Source organism: Brevibacillus borstelensis (assembly GCF_037834415.1).
Classification (GTDB): Bacteria; Bacillota; Bacilli; order Brevibacillales; family Brevibacillaceae; genus Brevibacillus; species Brevibacillus borstelensis_A.
On the sequence record NZ_JAUMSJ010000015.1, the window covers coordinates 17935 to 40218 of the forward strand.

Consider the following 22284-nt stretch of genomic DNA (forward strand, 5'->3'; position numbering starts at 1 on the left):
GCCGGAGAGGGAACGCATGCAAATCGTCCCCCCGGCTGCGGAAAAGAAAGTCGTAACCATTTCTCCTGGAGGGGCAAGTTGATATGAATACAATGTGGAAACAGCAGTTGTTTGGGGCGCTTTGCCTGACTTTGGCGGCGGCCATCTGGGGCGGCGTATACGTGGTCAGCAAGGTTGTCCTGGAGGAAATTCCGCCGTTTACGCTCTTGATTATCCGTTTTGCCATTGCTTCTATCGTTTTGGGGGCTTTTGTAGTGGCACGGCGCGAGTTCATCGCCAGACAGGATTTTCCGATGATCATGGCCATTGCGTTCGTCGGGGTGACGATCTCGATCGGCGCGCAGTTTTTAGGCACGAAGCTGTCGACGGCTCACATGGGTGCGCTGATAACCGCCGCATCCCCGGCCTTTATCGCCCTCTTTGCCGTCTGGCTGCTCAAGGAGCGCATCCACAAGCTGCAGCTTGCGGGCATCCTGCTGGCCACCATCGGCGTCCTCATCGTCATCGGCATACCGGACAAGGCCGATGCCCAATCGTCGCTGCTCGGCAACCTGATTCTCCTGGTCGCCGCGGTGAGCTGGGGCCTCTATACCGTCATGAGCAAAAAGGCGACTCTTCGCTACTCCTCTTTGGCGCTAACCACGTATGTCGCTCTGTTCGGCCTTATTTTTACCAGCCCCGTTATGGTCTGGGAGTTGTCCGTCACAGCTGTATCCTGGGATTTCAGCTGGAAAATTTGGGCCGGTGTTCTGTATATCGGAATCATCTCTACAGCAGGCGCCTTTTACCTGTGGAACAAAGGCTTCGAGCTGCTCGAGGCAGGCAGCGGCGCGGGATTTTTCTTCGTACAGCCGATCGTCGGAGCCGCCCTGGGCTGGCTGCTTTTGGGTGAACATCTCGGCATCGGATTTTTTGCCGGCGCACTCTTTATCTTTTTGGGCGTGGCACTGTCCAACCTCCAACAATCTGCTGCGAAGCAAAAAGAAGGCACACCCGATTAGGGTGTGCCGCTTGTATTTTCCTGATAAACAGCCGTCTGACGGACACTTCGCGGAAATAGGCATCCCCAAAGGCATCCCACTAATCCTCCGGCTATTGCCGGCAGCAGCCAGCCGATCCCCTCCGCGTAAAGCGGCAGGTGCTTATACAGCGAGACCACACTGTCCATCGGAACCCCCAGCTGCTTCAGGCCATCCGTCAAGCTGATAGCGGCCGTGGCGACAATCGCTCCAATGTAGACGGAAGAATATCCTCTGAACACCGGATGCAAAAAGGACAGCAGCATCAGCACGATCGCCAGCGGGTAGATCGCGACGAGCATCGGTACGGAAAAGGCGATGAGCTGGGTCAAGCCCATATTGGCAACGGCTGTACTGAACACGCACAGGATCGCCACCATTGTCTTGTAGGATACGATCGAAAAGCGATCCGAGAAAAATCGGCTGCAGGCAGTCACCAAGCCTACCGAGGTCGTAAGGCAGGCCAGCGTAACAGCCAAACCTAACAGCAAGGACCCCAACGAGCCGAACAGGTGTTGAACCACAGCGGTCAGGATTTGTCCGCCGTTGTCCGAAGCTCCGAGCGTTTTGCTGGTCGCGCCGAGGTAACCGAGCGCCAGATAAACCAGGGCGAGGCCCGTTGCGGCAATGATACCGGCCTTGATCGTAGACAGAGACATTTTCTTGCGGTCGGTAATGCCGAGTCCCTTGATCGCTGCCGTGACGACGATCCCGAACACCATGGCTGCCAGAGCATCAAGTGTCAGATACCCTTCCAAAAAGCCTTTGAAAAACGGTGTCGACTGGTAAGCTTGCGTAGGCGCTCCCACATCGCCGATCGGATGAGTGACCCCCCGGAAAAACATCACCGCAATAATCAGCAGAAGTGCAGGCGTCAATATTTTGCCGATGCGATCCACCAATTTCGACGGGTGCAAAGAAAGCCAGTAGGTAATGGCAAAGAAGACGACCGTACAGATGAACAGCGGTACCCAGCTGCCTTTGACCGACTCAGGCAAAAACGGCAGTACGCCCATCTCGAACGTAACCGTTCCGGTTCGGGGAAGCGCCAGGAACGGCCCGATCGCCAAGTAGACGACAACCGTAAACAGTACGCCAAACACCGGATGAACGCGGCTAGCCAGTGCCGACAAGCTCCCCCCGCCAAGACCGACCGCCACCACGCCCATGAGCGGAAGGCCCACACCGGTTATGATAAACCCGAGCATGGCAATCCAGACATTTGTCCCGGCGGATTGCCCCAATGCCGGTGGAAAAATCATATTCCCCGCTCCAAAGAACAAGGCAAACAACATGAGTCCTATCGATATGATTTCTTTTTTGGATAATTCTTTCATAAATTCCTCTCCAGTTGCCTTTCTTGTTTTTAAATTTTGCGAAAGTTTTTTATAATGTAACTAAACTCAGATTATAGTACGTATTCAGCTCTTTTTCAAATATATTTTTTTCCAGCACATAAACAAACGCTTTCAAAATAACACAAAGGCTTGCCTAAAAGCAAGCCGCCGACTTTGTTTGGTTTCCTTCCCCAGCCCTGCAATCGGTCACCAGGCTTCTTTTCGCTTCATCGCCCCGACTGCCTCCCAGACGTACAGAGAGACGTAGCTGCGCCAGGGCGCCCAGCTTTCCCCGATCCTTTTCATTTCGCTCTCACTCGGTCTTTCATCCATTTGATAAACAAGCTGCATCCCGTTTTTCAAACCGATATCCGCTACAGGGAGCAGATCGGGCCGCCCCATCCCGAACATCATCATGCACTCGACCGTCCATTTGCCGAATCCGCGGAGCGGAGTGAGCGCAGCCATGATTTCCTCATCGCTCAGCCTCCACAGCCCCTCCAAATCTACGCGGCCGTCTGCGACCGCCCGAGCCAGATCGATGATGTACTCCGCTTTTCTCTGGCTGAACTGCAATGGACGCAGTGCCTCCGGCTCCATGGCGGCAACCCGGTCGATTGCAGGAAAAGCATAGAATACATGTCCATCCGCATCCCGAACGCTTTCTCCGGCAAACTCCAACAGCCGTTCGGTAAGAGTCGCCGCAAACGCGAGGTTGATCTGCTGTCCGATAATCGTCCTGACCATGGATGAAAACAGATCGTCATCCAGTAAAAAGCGGAGCCCGCGAAACCGTTCTGCAAGCGGGGCCAGCTTGTCATTCGCGTGCATGAGGGCATAAAGGGGGGCCAGATCGACATCTGCACTGAACATATGCCGGATGTTTTTCTCCAGCCTTTCCGCCTCGGCGGCACCCAAAGCCGCGTTTGTCTCCCAGGAAAGGTACGGCTGGTCCACCTCGCCGGCAAAACGGATACTCGTCAGAACGGGACGATTGTTTACACGAAACACCCGTTGCAGCGATTTTTGCTCCGCCTGTATCTTCATCTGCGGGTCAGGATGCGTCTCAAGCCGCCTTAAAAGCCGCTCAAAGGAATAAGGGGCCTTTAGCTCAATGGTTTTGCTGCTCACGGTTACATACACCTCTCTAATCGGATACGGTGGAAAAATGAAACAAAAGCAAATGGGCATACTATGACAGGCATTTGCCCGATTACTGCCAAAAAGGAGAGATTTTGCATGCGTCTCGGCTCGCATGAAACGGCTGAACTGAACGAACTGCTGATGAGCTGCACCAACTCGATCCAGAGCATGGCTCTGTTCATCAACCAGGCTCAGGACCCGGAACTTCGCTCAATGATTCAGCGCCATTACTCGGCTCATGTACAAGACTACAACATGAAGGTAGAATTTGTCACACAGCAGATGGGCTCGCGCGATCAATTGAATGTCCCGGCGATCGCCGGACAAGCCTTCACGCCCGCTCCCGGCCATCAATACCAACCGATTCAGCCCCAGGTGAAGCTCGCCCAACTGGATGACCGCGCGATCGCCACCTCGTATCTGTTGACGCTGAAGAGGGCTGGGCGCGAATACGCCTGGTCAGCCTTTGAGACAACCACGCCGCAGCTGCGCATCTTCCTCGAGGATGCATTCCGGATGTGTTCCCACCAATCGTTTGAAGTATGGCAGTACATGGTCAAAAAAGGCTGGTACGCTGTTACCATGGCATCTCCGCAGGCCATCTCCACGCTCGGGCTCGTGTACCAGCAGGTTCCTTACCATCAACCGATGGAGGCCTATCAACAACATCAGTAAACGGCAAAAACGCACCCTTCATTCCCTTTTGGGGAGCGGGTGCGTTTTTGCGACAGCTCACGGCTGCTGTCTTACTTCGTAAACATCCCTTTCAAGACAAAGGCGACGTTTGCCGGGCGCTCGGCCAGACGGCGCATGAAATAGCCGTACCAGTCGCTTCCGTATGGCACGTATACGCGCATTTTGTAGCCTTCTCGCGCCAGATCGATCTGCGATTGCACACGGATGCCGTACAGCATCTGGAACTCGAACTGCGTACGCGGAATATTGTATTCCTTTTCCAGCTTTTTCAGGTAATCGATGATCGCATCATCATGAGTGGCTACAGCGGCATAGCAGCCGTTCAGCAGGTGCTGCTTGATGATTTTCTTGTAGTTCTCATCCACGTCAGCTTTGTTCGGGAACGCCACCTCAGGCGACTCCTTGTACGCCCCTTTTACGAGACGCAGATTGACCTTCTTCTCTTTCAGCCCCTCGATGTCTCCGGCGGAATCGTACAGATACGCCTGAATAACGGTTCCGACGTTGTCGTAATCTTGCAGAAGCTCGTGCAGGATTTCCAGGGTGATGTTTTTATGAGCGTAGTCCTCCATGTCAATCCGGACAAAAATGTTTCCGTGATTCTTGGCGTAATCGAGAATGCGGCGCATGTTGGTCATGCACAGATCCCGGCTGATATCCAGGCCGAGACTCGTCATTTTCAGGGACAGGTTGCAATCGACGCCGGACTTGTGAATCGCTTCCAATGTTTTGATGCAGTAGTCAGCCGACTCGTTTGCCTCTTCCGTGCTGAATACGAACTCGCCCAAATGGTCGAGCGTGCAGACAAGCCCCTTCTGATTCAATTCACGAACCTTCTTGATCGCCTCGTCAATCGTTTCACCCGAAACAAAACGGTTCGCCCCGAAGCGCAAGCCCCACTTTTTCGCCGCAGCATTTAACGCTTTGTTCTTGGAAAGGAACAGGAAAAAGTCCTTCATAAGTTGTTCCATCGTAAATCTGTCTCCTCCTCAGCAATACATCTGCGTCATTTTATTAGCATAAACTGTGCCAACATCATAAATTCGAAAGAAAAACGACAATTTCTTTCTCTGTTGTCCACCAATTTTACACATATGTACAGAATGTGTTTATTATTGTACACTTTTGCTTAAACAAGATACGTTTTCCTATCTCTTTCTATCGATTGGAAGTGACGATTTGAAACCGTTGTTTTCATTGGATGCTCCTCTATCCAGCCTGGCGGAGCCCGTCGATCCTGCTCTCGTCAGTATAATACGCACAGGGACTGCGCCAGGTGTAGGTCTGCTGCGGACATGTGGCCAGGAATCGACTGTACTGGTCCTGCCGGAAACCACGACCGTATCTGAGGCCGGAACAAGGCTGCTGGCCGAGCCAGGGCATATCAGGCTGGCCCCCGATATCATCACAGTCAATGCCGAGGGTGATGCGATCGGCCTTGTCGAAGCGAAGCGCCTGCTGGCGGCTTTCGTCTCGATCGCCGGAAATCAGGCCATCCTGCTCAAGACCTTGCTCGATACGATGAGTGAGGCGATCACGATCGTGGATACCGGCAATATTGTCCAGTATTGGAACCCCGCCGCGGAAAAAATATATGAAATCGACCGTAGCCAGGTCGTCGGCACCCGTCTGGATGCGCATTTTGCCAGCGAATCGATCCGTCTGCTGGATGCCCTGCAGCAGGGCGAGTCCGTCCATCGCGTCTACCACGTCCCGCGACCGGATCGCCACGTGCTGATCAATGCCGCTCCAATCCGGCGGGACGATGAGATCATCGGCGCCATTTCGATCGAGCAGGACATTACCGAATTGGTCCGCCTGAACGAAGAGCTGGCGCACACGACCGCACATCTGCACAACCTGCAGCAGGAGATGAGCCGCTTTCATCCCGCCGACGATCCGTTTTTTTCGATCAAAGGACATTCCGCTTCCATCCAGACTGCGATTCAAGCTGCCCGCAAAGTGGCTCAGACAGATGCCACCGTCCTGATCAACGGCGAAAGCGGCGTAGGGAAAGAGCTGTTCGCCCAGGCGATTCACCAGGCCAGCCGCAGAAGAGACAAGCCGTTTATCGCCATCAACTGCGGCGCCATCCCCGCGGCGCTTTTCGAGAGCGAGCTGTTCGGCTATCAGGGCGGCGCGTTTACGGGCGCGGAAAAGAAAGGGAAGCCTGGGAAGCTGGAGCTGGCCCACGGAGGGACGCTCTTTCTCGACGAGATCGGCGAACTGCCGCTGGAGCTTCAGGTAAAGCTGCTGCGCGCGCTGCAAGAGCGCCAATTTTACCGGGTAGGCGGCACCGAGCCGATCACCGTCAATACCCGGATCGTCGCCGCCACCAACCGGCAGCTGGAAAAAATGGTCGCGGATGGCTTGTTCCGCGAAGATTTATACTACCGGTTAAATGTCTTCACGCTGGAAATTCCTTCTCTGCGCGAACGGCGGGAGGATATTCCCGAGCTGGTGCAGATTTTCCTGCATGAGTACGCGATCGCCCACGAACACCCCGTACCGCGGGTATCCCCCGAGGTGATGCAAGCGCTGTACGATTACAGCTGGCCGGGGAATATCCGGCAGCTGCGCAACGTGATCGAGCGGCTGTCCATCCTCCAGGAAGGCGGCTTGATCCTCTATGATCAGCTTCCCTCCTCGATCAGGGTCCAGCAGCCGGAACAGCCTGTGGTGCCGCATCAGAGGCTCTCTTCGGCAGAAAGCCATCCCATCGCTTCCCTATATGCTCCGTCAAGTACCGACTTCAATCACCGCGGAAGCGAGAAGGAGCGCATTCTCGCGGCATTGGAACGGACGTACGGGAACAAAAAGGCGGCAGCCGCCCTCTTGGGATTTTCCCGGGGAACGCTATACAACAAAATGAAAAAATACGGAATTGACGAGGGATTCTGAAGTGGAAACGCTCCATTTTTTCGACGACGCTTACGAGGTGTGCTGGAACAGCGAGAGGATTGCCCTTTTGCCAAAGGAATACGCCCTTCTGCGCTTTCTCTATACCCGGCGAAATCAGGTCTTTCGCCGAACGGATCTGCTCGATCTGGTTTGGGGACGAGACGAGGCGCCGACAGATCGGACGGTGGATGACCACGTTTACCGCCTGCGGAAAAAATTGCGGAGGTGGAAGCATCTGCTGGCTATAGAAACGGTGCGCGGAATAGGCTACAAGCTCACCTGGAAAGAGCCGAAGAGACAAAATCTGCTTGAGAACAATCCTGAACTCAGAGAACATGTCAGGCACATGCTGGAAATGTATCACGGTCTGGGGATGGGAGCCGCGATGCAAACACTGTCCGCCAACAAGGACGTGCTTGGCATTGAACTGGACCCGTTTTACGCCGTTTATTTGCGGTTTGTCACAGGGGATTTCCGCTGGTTTCTGACCACGCCAGACCTCCCCTTTTCCGAGAAGCTGTTCTATCTGGCCCATCTTTACTTCATTACAGAAGACGAACCTGTAAAGATACTCGACCTCTTCAAGCGAATACTGGACGGCAAGGAGCGATTGCCGGGCTTGTGGGAAGCGGAGCTTGAGATCAACATGATCTCCCTCCTCGTCGAAGCGAAGCGATGGCAGCAGGCTGAAGGCCAGCTTCAAAAGGTTGCGGAGATCGTCGCCGGAATTCAGTCACCCAGCTATACGTTGACCTATCTGTTCCAGCGTGTCTGCTACCTGCTGGATCGGCAGGATGTGGCCGAAGCCGAAATAGCCATGAAGGAAGCGAAGGCATGGCTGGCCGAAAAACCGATGCAGCGGGAGCAAGGAATGCTTGTCGTTTTCGAAGCCATGTGGCAGTATCTCCAGGGACAGCGTGAGGCGGGACGGCTCTCCATGGATAAAGGCGTGGAGATTCTTCAGCAGACCCGCTTTGTTCCTCACTACCTCTTCGCCATACGTAAAATTGACCGCTTCTTTCAAACCTTTCCTCTCGACAGCGCCTGGCAGCAGAAGTACCAAAAAGAGTGGGAACGGGTATGCGCGGAGTACCAATTCCCTGCTCTGAAACGTCAACTGCTCGACGTATTTGCCCGTCATCTCTGATATTGCTCTGACAATTCCCCCTTATTCTAACGATCAAGGAAAAGGGGGAATTCTTTATGATGCTCTTGAAACATCGCGTATTCGCCAAAATGTTTGCCGCTTACGGACTTTCCACGCTGGGCGATTGGTTTGACTTCATCGCCCTGTCCATGCTGCTCGGCTACGTCTGGAAAGCGGAACCGATGACACTTGCCTTGCTGCCCCTGGCATATGCGCTGCCCAGCGTTCTCTTGAGCCAATTCGCCGGGATTGCAGCAGATCGCTTCGGCAAGCTGAACGTAATGATCATCACCGATTTTATTCGCGCTGGTTTGACTCTTCTGTTGATCTTTGCGCCGAATCCGTGGTGGCTGCTTGGGATCGTGCTGATTCGATCGACGGCTGAAATTTTCTATGCTCCCGCGCATCAGGCGCTTACCCGACACGTCGTTCCGGAAGACCAGCTGCTCCAGGCAGCATCCTTGAACGGGACTGTATTCCAGTCGGGAAAGCTGATCGGTCCTCTTTTGGGCGGAATCGCGGCCGCTTTTGTCTCGCCGGCTGTCTGTCTCCTGATCAATGCGCTCAGCTTTTTAGGCTCAGCCGCCTGCCTGCTCTCGATCGGGGGCATACGCGAGTCCGTACCCGAGCCGGGCATCGCCTCCGGGAAGCCGAGAAACACGGATTGGCTCGCGGCCTGGCTGGAGGGCTGGAGCGTTCTCCTCGGCAACCGTACGCTTTTTTTCAGCACGCTCTTTCTTCTTCTCTCGCTCACGGCGATCCAGCTCGTCGACGCCCAGTTTGTCGTGATCCTTCGCGAAAAGGCGCCGGATCAGCCAGAGCTTTTGGGGTATATGATCAGTGCGATTGGAGTGGGTGCCTTGCTTGCGGTGATGGGTCTTTCCCGCCTGAAGGAAATCGCTTCGTACGGCTGGGTGCTTGGAGGGGGTGTACTTTTGATCGGCCTCATGGTGACGTGGGCGGGCTTGTATCAACCGGGAAGCGGAGTCTTTTGGCTGCTGCTCGCCGCTTTTTTCGGCGGGATCGGAACCGGCCTGACCTCCGTAGGCTCCAACTACCTTCGGCAAAAGGAGACGCCCAAGGAAGCGATCGGCCGTGTCACCGGCATTCTCGATTCACTCAGCAGCTTTATTTTCATCGTCGCTCCTCTGCTCGGCGGGGCAGTCATTCAAACATGGGGGGTAAGCCTGAGCTTTCAGTGGACGGGCATGCTCATCGGAGGCATCGGTGCGGCCGGTATCCTTCTTCAGAAGATCATCTGGAAAAGAAGTCCCGCAAAGAGCGAAAGCCTGCAAGGTTGGGGTTGAAAAAAGCTTCGATCAAAAAACGGTCCACCGGGGGCCAATTCAGACGTCTGCTTTTATTCAGGCAAGAAATGGCGGCGCTCCTCCAATTGTCTCTGCAGAATATACTTGCGAAGCGCATGGAAGTAACGGGCTTGAATATTGATGATTTTGCAACCGTAAAAGTAAAAGCCTCCTTCCATTCTATCGTGAATCACCTGCAGTTCGGCCAGGACCACGCCGTCTTCCCGGTGGCGGCCGTAAAGCTCTGTTGAAAAGGTGATGGTTTGTTCGCGCGGGATCGGCTTGTCGACACGCAGGGCAAGTCCCCCCAGACTCAGGTTGATTAATGCCACTCGCTGTGTATGGAGGGGAAATCTGTGCTGTTCAGGCTCTGCTTTATACCTGATCCACCCGCTCAGATCGACATCAAATCGCGGATAACGTCGTCTTTGCTCACGATATTCGCTCGCGGTCGGGGAATGGAAAAGAAACAGCCGATTTTTTTCTTTTGCCACCACGACCGCCTCAAAATTGCTGACAGTCTCGTAATTCTCGGTGACTAAACAAGGCAGCTGATCGCCCACCACTACCTCTGTGGTCTCAGGGAAGACGGCTTCGATCAAATCACCTTCTTCATAGATGACACTGCCTTCGTACAATTGTTTTCCTTTTTTTATTTGTAAGAAGCTGTTCATCCGAGTCTCCACCACTTCACGTAAAGATTTGCTGCTTTCTTCCATACTTGCGGAATTCGGTCATTTTGCAAGGAAAATAAGGTATAATGGGAACATTGACAGATAGGAGGTTACAACCGATGAATCGATATCAATGGGTTACCTTAATGCTGGCTCTTGGCGTAGCAGCCTGTTTCATCGGGGTTGGTGTCGCTATCGGTGAGCGCAGCCCGCTGGGTGTCATCGGAGGAATCCTCGGCGCCTGCGCCCTGATGGGGTTTGGTTTCTCATACAAGCGAAAGCACTTGCGCTAAAGCCCAAACCCTACCGTCTGACGAGCAGACTGTTCACGTAGAACAGCACAGACGGCAGTCCCCTGGCCTGCTTCAAGAGTTCTCTGGCAATGGTGTATATACGCGGCTGGTTTCGGTTTACCTTGCGATCGACCAGGTAAAAGGCGACCAGTCCGTCCACGATCATACGGTGAAAATCCGGATTAGGCAAGCGGTCTACGCTTGCCTTTGCTTGCTTGATAAAATGCTGCAGCCGCTCGGTAGCTTCCCGCTCGGAAGTGTAGTAGCTGACGAAATTCAAATCTCCGCCGAGCCGATCTTCTTCCATATCAATCAAATAGTCAAGCAAAATATGCAGTCCGCTGATCCAGGGAAAATACGCTCCGTTCAGGGCAGCAATTCGCTCATCCGTGACATCTTCATCCGTCGCCATGCAAAACAGGGCAAAGATGTTGATCGTCGATCCCGTTACGGCGGCGAATTCTTGCCAGTACAGTTCCCGGTTGTCTTGCTTGTGCTCATCCCACCATGCGAGCAGCCGGGCTTCCCGCTGATCGTGGGCAATGTGCTTGTACACTTGCAAATCGCTGTATAGACGAGACAGTCTCAGCACATGCGGCTTGATTTTTTCGTAGCCGGGCAGTTGGGCCGCATACCGCTGACAAGCCAAAACCAGCCCGGCGAGGAAACCGCTGTCGTCCTTTTCGCTGCGAAACTGATAATAATCCTGAAGCGGCGCTCCCGGCGTCAGCGCATCCTGCATGGATACGTGCAGCTGCCGAAAGTCCGCGGGGTCCAGCGACGTACTCCGGTCGCACAGGTTGTCCAGATAGTCGCTGATTGTTTGATAGGCTACGATCAGCGGAACGATGACTTCGATATGAGGAATCACCTGCGCCGCGTATACGCAGCCTCCCTGACAGTGAAACTTCTTGCTTTCCATACTGGCCATCGCCTGTTTGCGCAATTCCGGATCATTGATTTTTTGGGCCCGTCCATACCAGGCGCCAAACTCCCGCTCCAAAACCGGCTGCACATGGCGATACATCCGATAGAGCAATTGCCACGGATGTCGTAGCTCCCTCACGCAATTCCCTCCTAACCGACAACGCGATTCGGCCGTGTCACATGCCCGCGGGGCCCGACCGGCATATGCAGGCTCTCTTTCTATTAATAGTGCTATCTTACCATAAATACAGGCGCGATCAAAAACGTCGAACAGCTTGCGGTTGCACTCATTCTTCTATTTTCAACCCAACAAGCGCTTTGCTTCCAGATAAAGCACCAGTATAAACTTTTTGGTGTTGATTTTCGTCGAGGACGGGCCGGACTCGATCTGATTCTCCAGCTCCCTCATCCGCTTTCGCACCTCGGTAAAATCGAAAAAGGTGGAGGCGTAGGTCTCGAATTTGGGATTCGCGTAGTCGGTCAGGCCAAGGGACGCCAGATGCGAAAGCGCCTGATAAATGGCTCGCCGCACCCTCTGTTCCGCCGCTTTGACTTCCTTTTGCAGCTCATAAGTACTCGCCTGATCTCCCAGCTTTTTTTGCGCGACAGCGAAAAAGATATCTTTTAACGCAGGGAATTTGTAAGCGCCTGTTTGCATACCTTCTTGACGATGGAGATAATCAAGCATTTCCAGCAAGTCCTTGCTTCCGCTCTCCCCGATCATGCCCAGCTCGGTGAGCAAAAACTTGCCAGGCGTCTGAATCGTCTTTTCCGTAAACGGCTGTTCCCGGGGCTCTCTTGCCGCTCCCCCCTGCAACACGCTGAGCGAGCGCTGAATCCCTTCGATCGAGCGCTGCAGCAGGATCCGTTCCTGTACTTTCTGCAGGACGCTCAGAACCTCCAGGCGGTTGATCGGCTTCGTGATGTAGTATTCGATTCCCAAGGAATACGCCTCAGCGATCATCTCCTTCGACTCGATCTGGGAGATCATGACGATCCTTCCTTCAAAACCGATCAGCTGCCGTATCGTTTCAATCCCGTCGCGGTTTGGCATCAGAAGGTCGATCAAGAGAATGTCGACCTGCTTCAAGCGCAAATAATCGCCGTCGATTTGTGAGCCGTCTTCCGCTTCTCCCACTATCATTCCCAGGTCGGCATCTTCGATGATGTGAGCCAGCATCGAACGCACCGCCTGGTCGTCATCCGTGATGAAGTAACGCATGCTATCAACCTTTCTGGACCAGATTTGCAACCGGCAAACGGATCGTAAAGACCGTTGTGTATCCGCCCGCGCCTTCCGACAGATCAACCTGTCCCTGCAGGTTGTCCGCGACCTCCTTTACATAGCTCAGACCGATTCCTGTAGACGGATTTCCCGACACGTCGTATTTGGTGGTAAAACCGGGGACGAAGAGAAGCTCCCGATCCTTTGGAGAAATGCCGGGGCCGTCATCCTTTACCGTAAAGAGAAGATATTGGCCGGCTTCCAGCGTCACCGTGATGGCGATCGCACCGCGCTCGCGAATCGCTTCCACTGCATTGGCAGTCAGATTGTTTAAAAGGGACAAGGTTGTAAATATATGACAGGCGAGGTAAGGAACATCTACCCGATACGTCAGTCTGATATCCTTTCCAAGCAGTCTGGCGTACTTTTCATTTGCCCGCACAATCACTTTCAGCAATTCGCCCAGGGGCATGTAATCCCGGTCGTTTTCGTCCGAGATGAGCTTGGAGAGCCCCGCATATATCCGCTGGTTGTCCTTTTTCACTTCATGCACCTGTCCGGCAATCCGCAGGGCCTGCCTGGCATAGCCGTATCCCTTCTCGCCCGGTTCCGTCTCTTTTAGCTTCCGATAGAGATCGTAGCAGTCTCTGGTGATCTCCTCCACGTCCTGAAGCGTCTTTTTCAGATGAATGGATTCCTCGTACAGACTGGAAACGAGCATGAGCATGTGCTCGTTTCGGACGCGCTGTTGTTCCTCCATCCACTTGGCCTGCCGAAGCTGAATCATGTTGAAGAAGCTCAGTACGAAAAAACTGCGGATGAGAGCGATTACGGCAACAGGACTGATGACTTCCCACTGAAAAACGGCATTCCAATTGGGAGAGCGGAAAGCCAGCTCCGCCAGATTGGCGGCTATCTCGGCAATGGTGGCCAGCACGCCGACCAGCAGAGGAATATGATGCAGCGAATTGACGCGAAACAGCGAAAAAATGACTGAAAACGTAATGTAAAAGAAAAAAGCAGGGAGATGCATCTGGAACGATGCGAGCAGGTCAAACGGCTCATCGGCAATCCAGTCAAGTCCTACGCGAAAGACCACGACCATAAATCCCGTAAGCGGTCCACTCACATAGGAGGGGATTTTCCTCAGCCACAATAAAAAGAAGAAAAATGCCGTCGTTCCAAAGCTGATCCGAAAGTCATCCTGAAACGGGTGAAATTTCAGTTCCCCGGCTACAGGAACCGCGATCAGCATCAGCAGCAAGATGTATACGCTTTCTCTCATAGTCGTCCGCTTTCTATTGTCGAATGGTTTCGACATTTATTTTACTATATTTTTGTATAGGTTTTTGTAGTTTTTTATAGGTATGCGCTTACACTGCTCGATGGTAGTTCCTTTGTCTTCGCATAAATATTGTATTATCGCGAAAAAAAGGTACTATAGGTAGTGAACAGATAATTTAAACAAGGGGGAATTTTCATGAAAAAACGCAGTCTCCTTCTTTCTCTGACCCTGCTTCTGACCATGTCTTTGGTCACAGCCTGTGGCAGCGGCGGAAACAGCGCCCAAGGCGGCAATGGCGGAAGCACCGGCGGCAGCGGCGGCGGCAGCAACGATCCTTCCCAGCTGATCATCGCAACCGGCGGTACCGGCGGAACCTACTATCCTCTGGGCGGCGGTATGGCTGACTTGATCGGCAAAAACGCCGACGTAACCGCTACGGCCCAAGCGACGGGAGCTTCGGCTGAAAACATCCGCCTCATTCGCGATAAAAAAGCTGATATCGCTTTCACGCAAAGCGACATCGCCGATTACGCCAGCAAAGGCGAAAACATGTTCCAACAAGATGGCAAAATGGATGCTTTTCAAGCTATGGGCTCTCTTTATAACGAGACGATCCAAATCGTTGTTTCCAGCGACAGCAACATTGCCAGTGTAGCTGACCTGAAAGGCAAGCGCGTATCCGTAGGGGCGCCTGGAAGCGGTACCGAAATGAACGCACAGCAAATTTTGGAAGCCTACAACCTCAAGTTTGACGACCTGCAATTGCAGCGCCTCTCCTTTGCCGATTCTGCGAAAGCAATCCAAGACGGCAAACTCGATGCGGCATTCCAAACTGCTGGAACCCCAACCGCTGCAATTACCGAATTGGCTGCGACCAAAGGCGTAAAAATCATTCCAATTGACGCTGACAAGATCGATGCGCTGATCGCAAAATACCCGTTCTATGTAAAAACAACGATTCCGGGCAATACTTATCAAACGGTTCCGGAAGAGATCAACACCGTTTCTGTCAAAGCAATGCTCGTTATTCGTGCTGACCTGAGCGAAGATCTGGTCTATAAAGCGACCAAAGCGATCTTCGAAAACACTGACAAGCTTGGCCATGCCAAGGCAAAAGAAATCACCATTGAAGAAGGACTTGCCGGCGTGAGCTTGCCTGTGCACCCTGGCGCGAAGAAGTTCTTCGACGAAAAAGGCGTAAAGTAATGACCCTATGTTTCTGCAAAAACAAGTAGGAACCGGGAGAGGGCGGACGTCGTTCCGCCTTTTCTCCTTACTGCTTCTCATCGCTGTTGTTACACTGGTTGTCATCCCCTTCTTCCCATCTCTGGTCATCCGCGACACGGAGACAAATCGGCCGATTTGGAGCGGCCGCATCGAAGAAAATGGCACATTTTCCATACGCTGGACTCATTCCATTCACCTTACGCCCGTGGTAGAGACCTACCTCATCCGCGACGGGCACATCCTTTTATCCGAAATGTCTTTTCAGGATTACGGCATTGGCATGGAAAGCGAACTTTCTCCCGGAGAGAAGCTGATCAGCCAAGACGGCCGATTTCGCGTTGTCAATATGAATCGCGCCTTCCCTGCCTTGCACCTGTTCATCGGTCAGGTGAGGGCTAATCATACACTGCTTTTCGCTGGAAGGGAAATACCGCTCGCAAGTGTCGACAGGCCGGGAGCGGCCGTTACCATTCAGGTGGAGAAGCGATCCATTTTGAATGAGATTGGAGGGTACTAGATTGAGCACACAAAATATGAGTCAGCAAGAGATGGACCAGCTAATTGCTCAGTATGACAAGGAATCGGCCGTACGGCAATACATCGGCCCGATGAAATGGGTTACCTTTTGTCTGTTGGTTTTGTTTACGGTTTACCAGCTGGTCAGTACCATCTTTTATGCGCTGCCGCCGCAAATCCATCGCCCGATTCACTTGGCTTTCGGTCTGGGTCTGATCTTTTTGATGTATCCGCTCAGCACAAAGAGAAACAACAACAAAATTGGCATTTTCGGGATATTGCTGGCGGTCGCCGCCTTTGTCCTTCCCCTCTACTGGGTCTATGACTACGAAGGTCTGGTCGTTCGGACAGGCAACTTTACCACGCTTGATCTGATCATTGGCGGCATTGCGATCGTACTCGTACTGGAAGCGGCTCGCCGCGTTGTGGGATTGCCTATCGCGCTCATCGCTTCTCTGTTTTTGCTGTACACGTACTTTGGCCCATATATGCCAGGATTCCTGGAGCACCGCGGAAACGATGTCGACCGGATCATCGGCCACTCGTTCTTCACGCTGGAAGGTATTCTGGGTACACCGCTCGGCGTATCTTCTACCTTCATTTTCCTGTTCATCCTGTTTGGAGCTTTTCTTGAGAAAACTGGCGTAGGCCAGTACTTCAACGACCTGGCACTCGTCGTAGCCGGCCGCCGCATTGGGGGACCCGCCAAAGTGGCTGTCTTCTCCAGCGCTCTGCAGGGAACCATCAGCGGAAGCTCTGTCGCCAACGTAGTCACCTCCGGATCGTTCACGATCCCCATGATGAAACGACTCGGCTACCGCAGCGAATTTGCCGGCGCCGTTGAAGCCGCTTCGTCTACCGGCGGACAGATCATGCCTCCGATCATGGGAGCTGCCGCCTTCCTGATGTCCGAGTTTTTGAACAAGCCTTACTTTGAGATTGCCAAAGCGGCTGCGCTTCCCGCCATTCTCTACTTCACCGGAGTCTGGATCATGACCCACCTGGAAGCGAAACGGCTCGGCTTGCGCGGGCTGAAAAAAGAAGAACTGCCGGATAAAAAGGAAGTCTTGAAACGCGTTTACCTGCTCTTGCCGATTTTTGTGATCATCTTCACCCTGATGAGCGGTGTCTCGCCCGAGATGTCCGCGATTATCGGGATTGCTTCTACCGTTGTTGTAGGCGCTTTCCGCAAAGAAACGCGGATGTCGATATCGGATATCCTGGAAGCCTTTGCTTCCGGCGCACGGACGGCGTTGGGAGTAGTCGCCGCTACAGCCTGTGCGGGAATCATCGTCGGTACAGTCACCCTGACCGGTATCGGTCTCAAGCTGGCAAACGGTCTGATTGATATGGCAGGCGGCATTCTGTTCCTGACCCTGTTCTTTACGATGATCGCTTCGCTGATTCTCGGTATGGGTACGCCAACGACAGCCAACTACATCATTACGTCGACGATCGCGGCGCCTGCCCTGATTCAAATGGGCGTTCCCGATCTCGCCGCGCACATGTTTACGTTCTACTTCGGTATCGTTGCGGACATTACACCGCCTGTCGCCTTAGCGGCCTTCGCCGCCGCCGGCTTGGCCAAGTCAAAGCCGATGCAGACCGGGGTCCAATCGACAAAGCTGGCGATTGCCGCCTTCATGGCTCCGTATATCTTTGTCGTCTCGCCGCAGCTGCTGTTGATTGATACCACCTTTATGGAATCGCTTTGGGTAATGGTTACTTCTGTACTGGGGATGATTGGTGTCGGAGCCGGAATTATCGGTTTCTGGATGTCCAAGCTGAATCCGCTGGAGAGACTGTTGGCAGCTACCGGCGGAATCCTCGCCGTTATCCCTGGACTGGCCACGGACATTGCCGGTCTCGGGATTCTGGCAGCGGTATTCGCGTTTTCCTATTACAAAGGCCGCAAAAACACGCAAGCGACGGCATCTGCTTAAGTGGTCTTACCCAAATAAAACCAATCCGATAAAAACGGGTTCCTCTTCCGCAGAGGGACCTGTTTTTCTTTCCGAATCAAAAACGACATGGTCATTCTCCCCCTCCGGTCTTGAAAAACGCTTTCATCATCGGCGGGGTCACTACTGTTGTCACCAACACGACAATGACGATGACAGGGAACAGCTGCTGTGCCAACAGCCCGCTTTCCAGCCCGATCGACGCAATGATCAATGCCACCTCGCCCCGCGAGACCATCGCCGAGCCGATCCCAAAAGAGCTTCTCCAGCCAAATCCGGCAAAAAAGGCGCCGACAGCCGAGCCGAGCAGCTTTGTCAATATCGCTGCTGCGCTGAGCAGCACAATGATCCAGACGTAGCGGCCAAGGCCGTGAAATTCGACAGCGATCCCGATCGAAGTAAAAAAAACAGGAACAAACACGGAGTAGCCAATCGTTTCCACCTTTTCGAACACTTCGTGCTTGTAGTCAGTCAAACTGATCGCCACCCCCGCGATATACGCTCCAATAATAGCCGCGACACCGGCGTACTCTGCCAGTACGGCATACAGAAAACAGATGATCAAGCCTGCAGAAATGACCGATTCCGTCACGCGGAGAGGGGCAAATCTTTTCAACAGCCAGGGAACAGCGATCCACCCCAGTAAAACGGCGACCGCAAAAAAACCGACCTTTTTGGCAATCAGGAGACCTAAGTCGACCTCGCCGCCCGCCGCGCTCATGAGAAAGGCGAGTACGATGATGACCAGAACGTCATCGATGACGGCAGCCCCCAGAATGGTCATGCCTTCCTTAGACTTCAGGCGATCCATTTCTTTCAGAGCTTGCACGGAAATACTGACGCTTGTCGCCGAGAGCAGCAGCCCGAGAAAGATCGCTTCGAACGTAGACATCTTCATGAGAAGCCCGGTGGCATACCCTATCGAAAGGGGCACGAGGATGCCGACGATGCCCACATAGGCGGATGCTTTTCCGGTCCGTTTAAACTCGTCGATATCCGTCTCGAGACCGGCGAGGAACATGAGCAAAATGACGCCGACCTCGCTGAGCTCACTGATGATGTCCGTGCTTGTAATGACTCCCAAAACAGCAGGGCCGAGGATAATCCCGATCAAAAGCTTCCCGAGGACAGACGGCTGTCCGATCCTGGCGGCGAGATCGCCAGCTATTTTGGATGCAAGTAAAATGATTGCCAGTTCGAATATAATCATCGCTTGCTGTCCCTCCTCCACGCCTAGCTTTTGAATCAGGAGGCAATATTATGTCAAGACGCGCCGATTCGCGGTGATTGGCATAGGTATAGGCATAGGTATAGGCATAGGCATAGGCAGCAAGGCTCGGGAGAGATGCGCCCAACGAAAAAACGGGCCCTCCCTCGGGAGACCCGTTTTGCGTTCATTTGCATCAAGACTGGGGCTGTGAGCTGTCGTTCAACATTTTGGTCCATCCGTTTGCCTGCTCCACTCTTCGCTCTTTCATCAATTTCCCAAGCGCCCGCTTGAAGGCGGATTTGCTCATGCCAAATTTCTCCTTGATGACGTCGGCAGGGGTATCGTCTGTGTACGGCATGGCCCCGTCCCGATCCGTCAAATACCGGAGCAGCTTGTCGGCATCTTCTCCGTACCGGGCTTCTTTGCGAACGCGCATCGACCCGTTAAGCCGTCCGTCTTCGCGAACATAGCTGACCCGGCTGCGGACCGACTGGCCCAAGCGGAGAGATTCTGTCATTTCGTCCCTGTGAATGAACATGACGTGTTCTTCATCCGTGAACAAAAACGCGCCTTGTTGAATCACCTTGTAAACGGTTCCCTCTACCCATTTGTTGTGCATCTCGCTCGTTGCTGGAACAGAAATTTTGCTGATCTCTTCCTCTGTCACCGGCTTGGCCAAAAGACGGCCCAGCTTGTCCCGCTTCAACGTAACCAGCAGCCTGTCGCCGATCCGCGGCCACTCCGCCTTCAGCTTGGGCAGGTCATCTGTGAACAAAAGCAAATGCTTTTCGATGCCGTTGTCCAAAAATACGCCCATTCGCGGCATGATATCCACTACTTCCAGCCAGCCGAATTCGTTCAATCCTACATACGGCATGTCCATGGTTGCTGCCAGCCGATTCTCGTGGTCATGATACAGAAAAACCTCTGCTGTATCGCCTATGGAGAGCCTTCCTTCCGCTTCTCGGCGGTGCAGGAACACCTCATCTTCTCCGGCCCGCAGAAAATACCCCGGCTCAATCTCCCTCTCCACCGTCATGGTCAAGAGCATTCCTGCCTGCAATCCGGCGGGTGGCGTATAGGCCTTCTTCTTTGCGGCAGAGCTGATCAGCCTGCCGCTCAAATCACGCAGCGGCCGTTTATTTCGCTGGCTTCGTTGTCCTGGCCGATTTCCTTGATTCCTTTGGTTTCGTTGATTCATTCCGTTTATCCTCGCTTCCGTGCATGTGCACCCTAACTATACCCATTTTGCCTTGGTAAATGCCACAACTTTTTACAGCCGACAAGGAGTGAACGCGCAAAAAAAGGCAAGTCTCCCCTTTTCCTACATACATATGGGTACAAGGGCAGTACAATTTGTCCCTTTCCCTGTAACGCCACAGTATGCATAAGGATGGGAGCGAACAGAGATGTTAGTTTTGCTTGAGCATATTTTTCTCGGAATCGTTCAGGGCTTAACCGAGTTTCTGCCGATTTCCAGCACGGGTCACCTCGTTTTATTCCGGATGCTGTTTGATATGCGGGAAGCCGGACTGCTGTTTGATACCATGCTTCACTTTGGTACCCTGATCGCGGTTGTCATCGTCTTCTGGTCCGAGGTTCGGCACGTTTTGCTCAATCCGACCGGCAAGCTCGCCCGTTTGCTGGTCGTCGGCACGATTCCTACGGCGGCAATCGGTCTTTTGTTTGAAGACTTTTTTGAAGAAATATCACGGACGGGCTTGACGATTGGTTGGGAGTTCCTGGCCACGGGAGCGATTCTTTGGGCTGTCGAATTGATGCGCAGGGGAAATCGAACCTTTGAGCAAATTGGCTACACCGACGCCCTCCTTATCGGAACCCTGCAGGGTGCTGCCATTTTGCCTGCCATTTCCCGCTCCGGGCTGACCATCGCCGGCTCGCTGATGCGTGGGATCGAGCGAGCGGATGCGGCCCGCTTTTCATTCCTTCTGTCGCTGCCGGCTATACTGGGGGCCTCGGGCTTGCAAACGGTTAAGCTGATAAAAGCTCCTGCGGAATCGATCGATTTCATTCCGATGATTGTCGGCACGGGATTTGCCGCGATCGCCGGTTATGTCGCGATACGCTGGATGCTGAAAATTATCAGCAACGGCTCGATGAAAGGCTTTGCCGTTTACGTCTGGTTCCTGGGAGCTGTCATTCTTGCGATGCAATTCATGGGCCAATAATCGACACAGACCCGGCGAGGGGCATCAAGCGGTCTGATCCGCCTGGCAGCGAGCGCCGCAGCGGCATGAAAAAAGCCGGCCTTCAGCCGACTCCTTCACTTGCTTTCCTCCCGGTCGTCATAGCGGCTCGCGACCAGTTTGGCTACAAGCAGGACGATTCCGTAAAACGCCGTGGCCAACAGCGAGGTCGCGAGCCAGGTTGCCGTTCCCAAAAACAGATACAGCAGCGCGTGCGCGGCAAAAATGCCTACCAACCAGGCGAATACATTCATTCTGTTTATAAAGGACGCCAGGCTGTGCAAAAACGACACCTCCAACAAGAGCATCTCTTGTTGTTATTGCCGTTCCGGTCTGAAGTTATCCCCGGTGCCGATGACTTTCCTGGTTTTTCGGGGTCACCAAAAAGCCCGCCCGCTCAAGGATGTCGGCCAGCAATTCAAGCGGGGTATGCGCTACCTGGGCATACAGAGTCTGGGTATGCAGGTGAACGGCATGAGGAAAATCCTCCTGCAGCTGTGCACGCAGCTTTTTGCCGCTGTCATCCTCGTCGGTAAAAATGTAGATCTCTTCCTCATCCGCTAGCTGTTCCTCCAGCTGGGCAGCCTTTTCCGCGCTGTAGGAACCATATGTGCAAACAATCAGAACAGTCTCGGCCAAAACTTTTTGCAGTCTCTCCCTGTCCGTTTTCCCCTCGACGATGATAGCCCGCTCGTGATCCATCCCGGCTGCCTCCCTTCCCGGTTCATTTCGCAAGTCATTTCATAGATATAGTATACCTTACTTCGCACGCCGGAAGCGGTTCTGCGGCAAAAAGTGGCTGAGTAACGGGGGTGCCGGGATGGACAATGTAACAGTAAGGCGAATACGGGAAGGAGCACGATCATGTCCAAGTGGAAAAGCGCGAAAAACTTGAATCAAAAAGGGCTGGCGGTTACCGGCTTGACGAGCAGCACAGTAGCTGATGACACACATACCGAAGACAATCAGGGCCATTCCGGAGAGCATAACCGGACGGAGCGCAACAACAACCGCCAACTGTAGGCAGCCAAACAGCTTGAGCATGTAAATACGCTGCTCAGGCACTTATTCAAAAAGAAGGGAGCCCGCATGATTCAGCGCGGCTCCTTTTCTTTCCTCTTTGCTACAAACAGATGCGCCTGTTCAGGAACGGCTTTACATCGTCCGGTCCGCCTGCTATTCTGATCTGGTCAAAATGTTTTTTCTGAA

22 protein-coding genes are annotated in these 22284 nt (G+C 53.4%); 11 read left to right on the forward strand and 11 right to left on the reverse strand.

All coding sequences use genetic code 11. The features are described from left to right. Positions 1–83 precede the first annotated feature (83 nt). On the forward strand, positions 84–1001 hold the full coding sequence (locus Q3F21_RS13660; RefSeq protein ID WP_340253576.1) for a DMT family transporter: 918 nt from the start codon (positions 84–86) through the stop codon (positions 999–1001). On the opposite strand, the gene brnQ is transcribed toward Q3F21_RS13660, so the two are convergent. Both brnQ and Q3F21_RS13670 read right to left on the reverse strand, forming a co-directional pair. Continuing rightward, positions 998–2356: a branched-chain amino acid transport system II carrier protein gene (gene brnQ, locus Q3F21_RS13665; protein WP_340253580.1), complete on the reverse strand. Its 1359-nt coding sequence runs from the start codon at positions 2354–2356 to the stop codon at positions 998–1000. The genes Q3F21_RS13660 and brnQ overlap by 4 nt on opposite strands. A 207-nt stretch (positions 2357–2563) precedes the next feature. Next, complete coding sequence (locus Q3F21_RS13670; protein WP_340253583.1) at positions 2564–3487, reverse strand: DNA-3-methyladenine glycosylase 2; 924 nt, start codon at positions 3485–3487, stop codon at positions 2564–2566. Positions 3488–3595: 108 nt separating this feature from the next. On the opposite strand from Q3F21_RS13670, the gene Q3F21_RS13675 reads away from it, so the two are divergent. Next, positions 3596–4174: a spore coat protein gene (locus Q3F21_RS13675; RefSeq protein WP_340253586.1), complete on the forward strand. Its 579-nt coding sequence runs from the start codon at positions 3596–3598 to the stop codon at positions 4172–4174. Positions 4175–4245: 71 nt separating this feature from the next. Here Q3F21_RS13675 and Q3F21_RS13680 read toward each other — a convergent pair whose 3' ends face one another. Next, positions 4246–5166, reverse strand: coding sequence for a proline dehydrogenase family protein (locus tag Q3F21_RS13680; protein ID WP_340253589.1), 921 nt, complete (start codon positions 5164–5166; stop codon positions 4246–4248). Between the two features lie 208 nt (positions 5167–5374). On the opposite strand from Q3F21_RS13680, the gene Q3F21_RS13685 reads away from it, so the two are divergent. From Q3F21_RS13685 to Q3F21_RS13695, 3 genes are read left to right on the forward strand one after another with little or no spacing between them, the layout of a single operon-like run. Beyond that, positions 5375–7096, forward strand: a complete 1722-nt coding sequence (locus Q3F21_RS13685) for a sigma-54 interaction domain-containing protein (protein WP_340253592.1) — start codon at positions 5375–5377, stop codon at positions 7094–7096. Between the two features lies 1 nt (position 7097). Next, entirely contained in the window at positions 7098–8243 is a 1146-nt protein-coding gene (locus Q3F21_RS13690) for a winged helix-turn-helix domain-containing protein (protein WP_340253595.1), read from the forward strand. A 56-nt stretch (positions 8244–8299) separates the two neighbouring features. Continuing rightward, positions 8300–9550, forward strand: a complete 1251-nt coding sequence (locus tag Q3F21_RS13695) for an MFS transporter (protein ID WP_340253598.1) — start codon at positions 8300–8302, stop codon at positions 9548–9550. Between the two features lie 53 nt (positions 9551–9603). On the opposite strand, the gene Q3F21_RS13700 is transcribed toward Q3F21_RS13695, so the two are convergent. Next, positions 9604–10224, reverse strand: coding sequence for a PilZ domain-containing protein (locus Q3F21_RS13700; RefSeq protein ID WP_340253601.1), 621 nt, complete (start codon positions 10222–10224; stop codon positions 9604–9606). 119 nt (positions 10225–10343) lie between these two features. On the opposite strand from Q3F21_RS13700, the gene Q3F21_RS13705 reads away from it, so the two are divergent. Continuing rightward, complete coding sequence (locus tag Q3F21_RS13705) at positions 10344–10517, forward strand: YlaF family protein (protein ID WP_340253604.1); 174 nt, start codon at positions 10344–10346, stop codon at positions 10515–10517. Positions 10518–10527: 10 nt separating this feature from the next. Here Q3F21_RS13705 and Q3F21_RS13710 read toward each other — a convergent pair whose 3' ends face one another. From Q3F21_RS13710 to Q3F21_RS13720, 3 genes are all read right to left on the reverse strand, one after another. Then, complete coding sequence (locus Q3F21_RS13710) at positions 10528–11583, reverse strand: tetraprenyl-beta-curcumene synthase family protein (protein WP_340253607.1); 1056 nt, start codon at positions 11581–11583, stop codon at positions 10528–10530. Between the two features lie 162 nt (positions 11584–11745). Further along, positions 11746–12666 carry a response regulator gene (locus tag Q3F21_RS13715; protein WP_340253610.1) on the reverse strand — a complete coding sequence of 307 codons (921 nt, stop codon included), beginning with the start codon at positions 12664–12666 and terminating at the stop codon, positions 11746–11748. A 4-nt stretch (positions 12667–12670) separates the two neighbouring features. Continuing rightward, positions 12671–13954, reverse strand: a complete 1284-nt coding sequence (locus tag Q3F21_RS13720) for an ATP-binding protein (protein WP_340253613.1) — start codon at positions 13952–13954, stop codon at positions 12671–12673. A gap of 195 nt (positions 13955–14149) precedes the next feature. On the opposite strand from Q3F21_RS13720, the gene Q3F21_RS13725 reads away from it, so the two are divergent. The 3 genes from Q3F21_RS13725 to Q3F21_RS13735 are packed head-to-tail and all read left to right on the forward strand — an operon-like array spanning position 14150 to position 17640. After that, positions 14150–15160 carry a TAXI family TRAP transporter solute-binding subunit gene (locus Q3F21_RS13725; RefSeq protein WP_340253616.1) on the forward strand — a complete coding sequence of 337 codons (1011 nt, stop codon included), beginning with the start codon at positions 14150–14152 and terminating at the stop codon, positions 15158–15160. A gap of 7 nt (positions 15161–15167) precedes the next feature. Next, on the forward strand, positions 15168–15698 hold the full coding sequence (locus tag Q3F21_RS13730; RefSeq protein ID WP_340253619.1) for a DUF1850 domain-containing protein: 531 nt from the start codon (positions 15168–15170) through the stop codon (positions 15696–15698). Further along, on the forward strand, positions 15679–17640 hold the full coding sequence (locus tag Q3F21_RS13735; protein WP_340253622.1) for a TRAP transporter fused permease subunit: 1962 nt from the start codon (positions 15679–15681) through the stop codon (positions 17638–17640). The genes Q3F21_RS13730 and Q3F21_RS13735 overlap by 20 nt, the downstream gene beginning before the upstream one ends. Positions 17641–17731: 91 nt before the next feature. Here the strand turns inward: Q3F21_RS13735 and Q3F21_RS13740 are convergent, their stop codons facing one another. Both Q3F21_RS13740 and Q3F21_RS13745 read right to left on the reverse strand, forming a co-directional pair. Beyond that, positions 17732–18868, reverse strand: a complete 1137-nt coding sequence (locus Q3F21_RS13740) for a monovalent cation:proton antiporter-2 (CPA2) family protein (protein ID WP_340253625.1) — start codon at positions 18866–18868, stop codon at positions 17732–17734. A 193-nt stretch (positions 18869–19061) separates the two neighbouring features. Continuing rightward, positions 19062–20069 carry a CvfB family protein gene (locus Q3F21_RS13745; RefSeq protein WP_340253628.1) on the reverse strand — a complete coding sequence of 336 codons (1008 nt, stop codon included), beginning with the start codon at positions 20067–20069 and terminating at the stop codon, positions 19062–19064. 208 nt (positions 20070–20277) lie between these two features. Here Q3F21_RS13745 and Q3F21_RS13750 point away from each other — a divergent pair, with 208 nt between their 5' ends. Next, positions 20278–21057 (forward strand): undecaprenyl-diphosphate phosphatase, encoded by a 780-nt coding sequence (locus Q3F21_RS13750; protein WP_340253631.1) that lies wholly within the window; start codon positions 20278–20280, stop codon positions 21055–21057. A 95-nt stretch (positions 21058–21152) separates the two neighbouring features. Here the strand turns inward: Q3F21_RS13750 and Q3F21_RS13755 are convergent, their stop codons facing one another. Next, entirely contained in the window at positions 21153–21359 is a 207-nt protein-coding gene (locus Q3F21_RS13755) for a hypothetical protein (protein ID WP_340253634.1), read from the reverse strand. Positions 21360–21414: 55 nt separating this feature from the next. Further along, complete coding sequence (locus Q3F21_RS13760; RefSeq protein ID WP_340253637.1) at positions 21415–21777, reverse strand: toprim domain-containing protein; 363 nt, start codon at positions 21775–21777, stop codon at positions 21415–21417. 162 nt (positions 21778–21939) lie between these two features. Here Q3F21_RS13760 and Q3F21_RS13765 point away from each other — a divergent pair, with 162 nt between their 5' ends. Next, entirely contained in the window at positions 21940–22098 is a 159-nt protein-coding gene (locus tag Q3F21_RS13765) for a hypothetical protein (protein ID WP_340253640.1), read from the forward strand. The last annotated feature ends 186 nt before the right edge of the window (positions 22099–22284 follow it).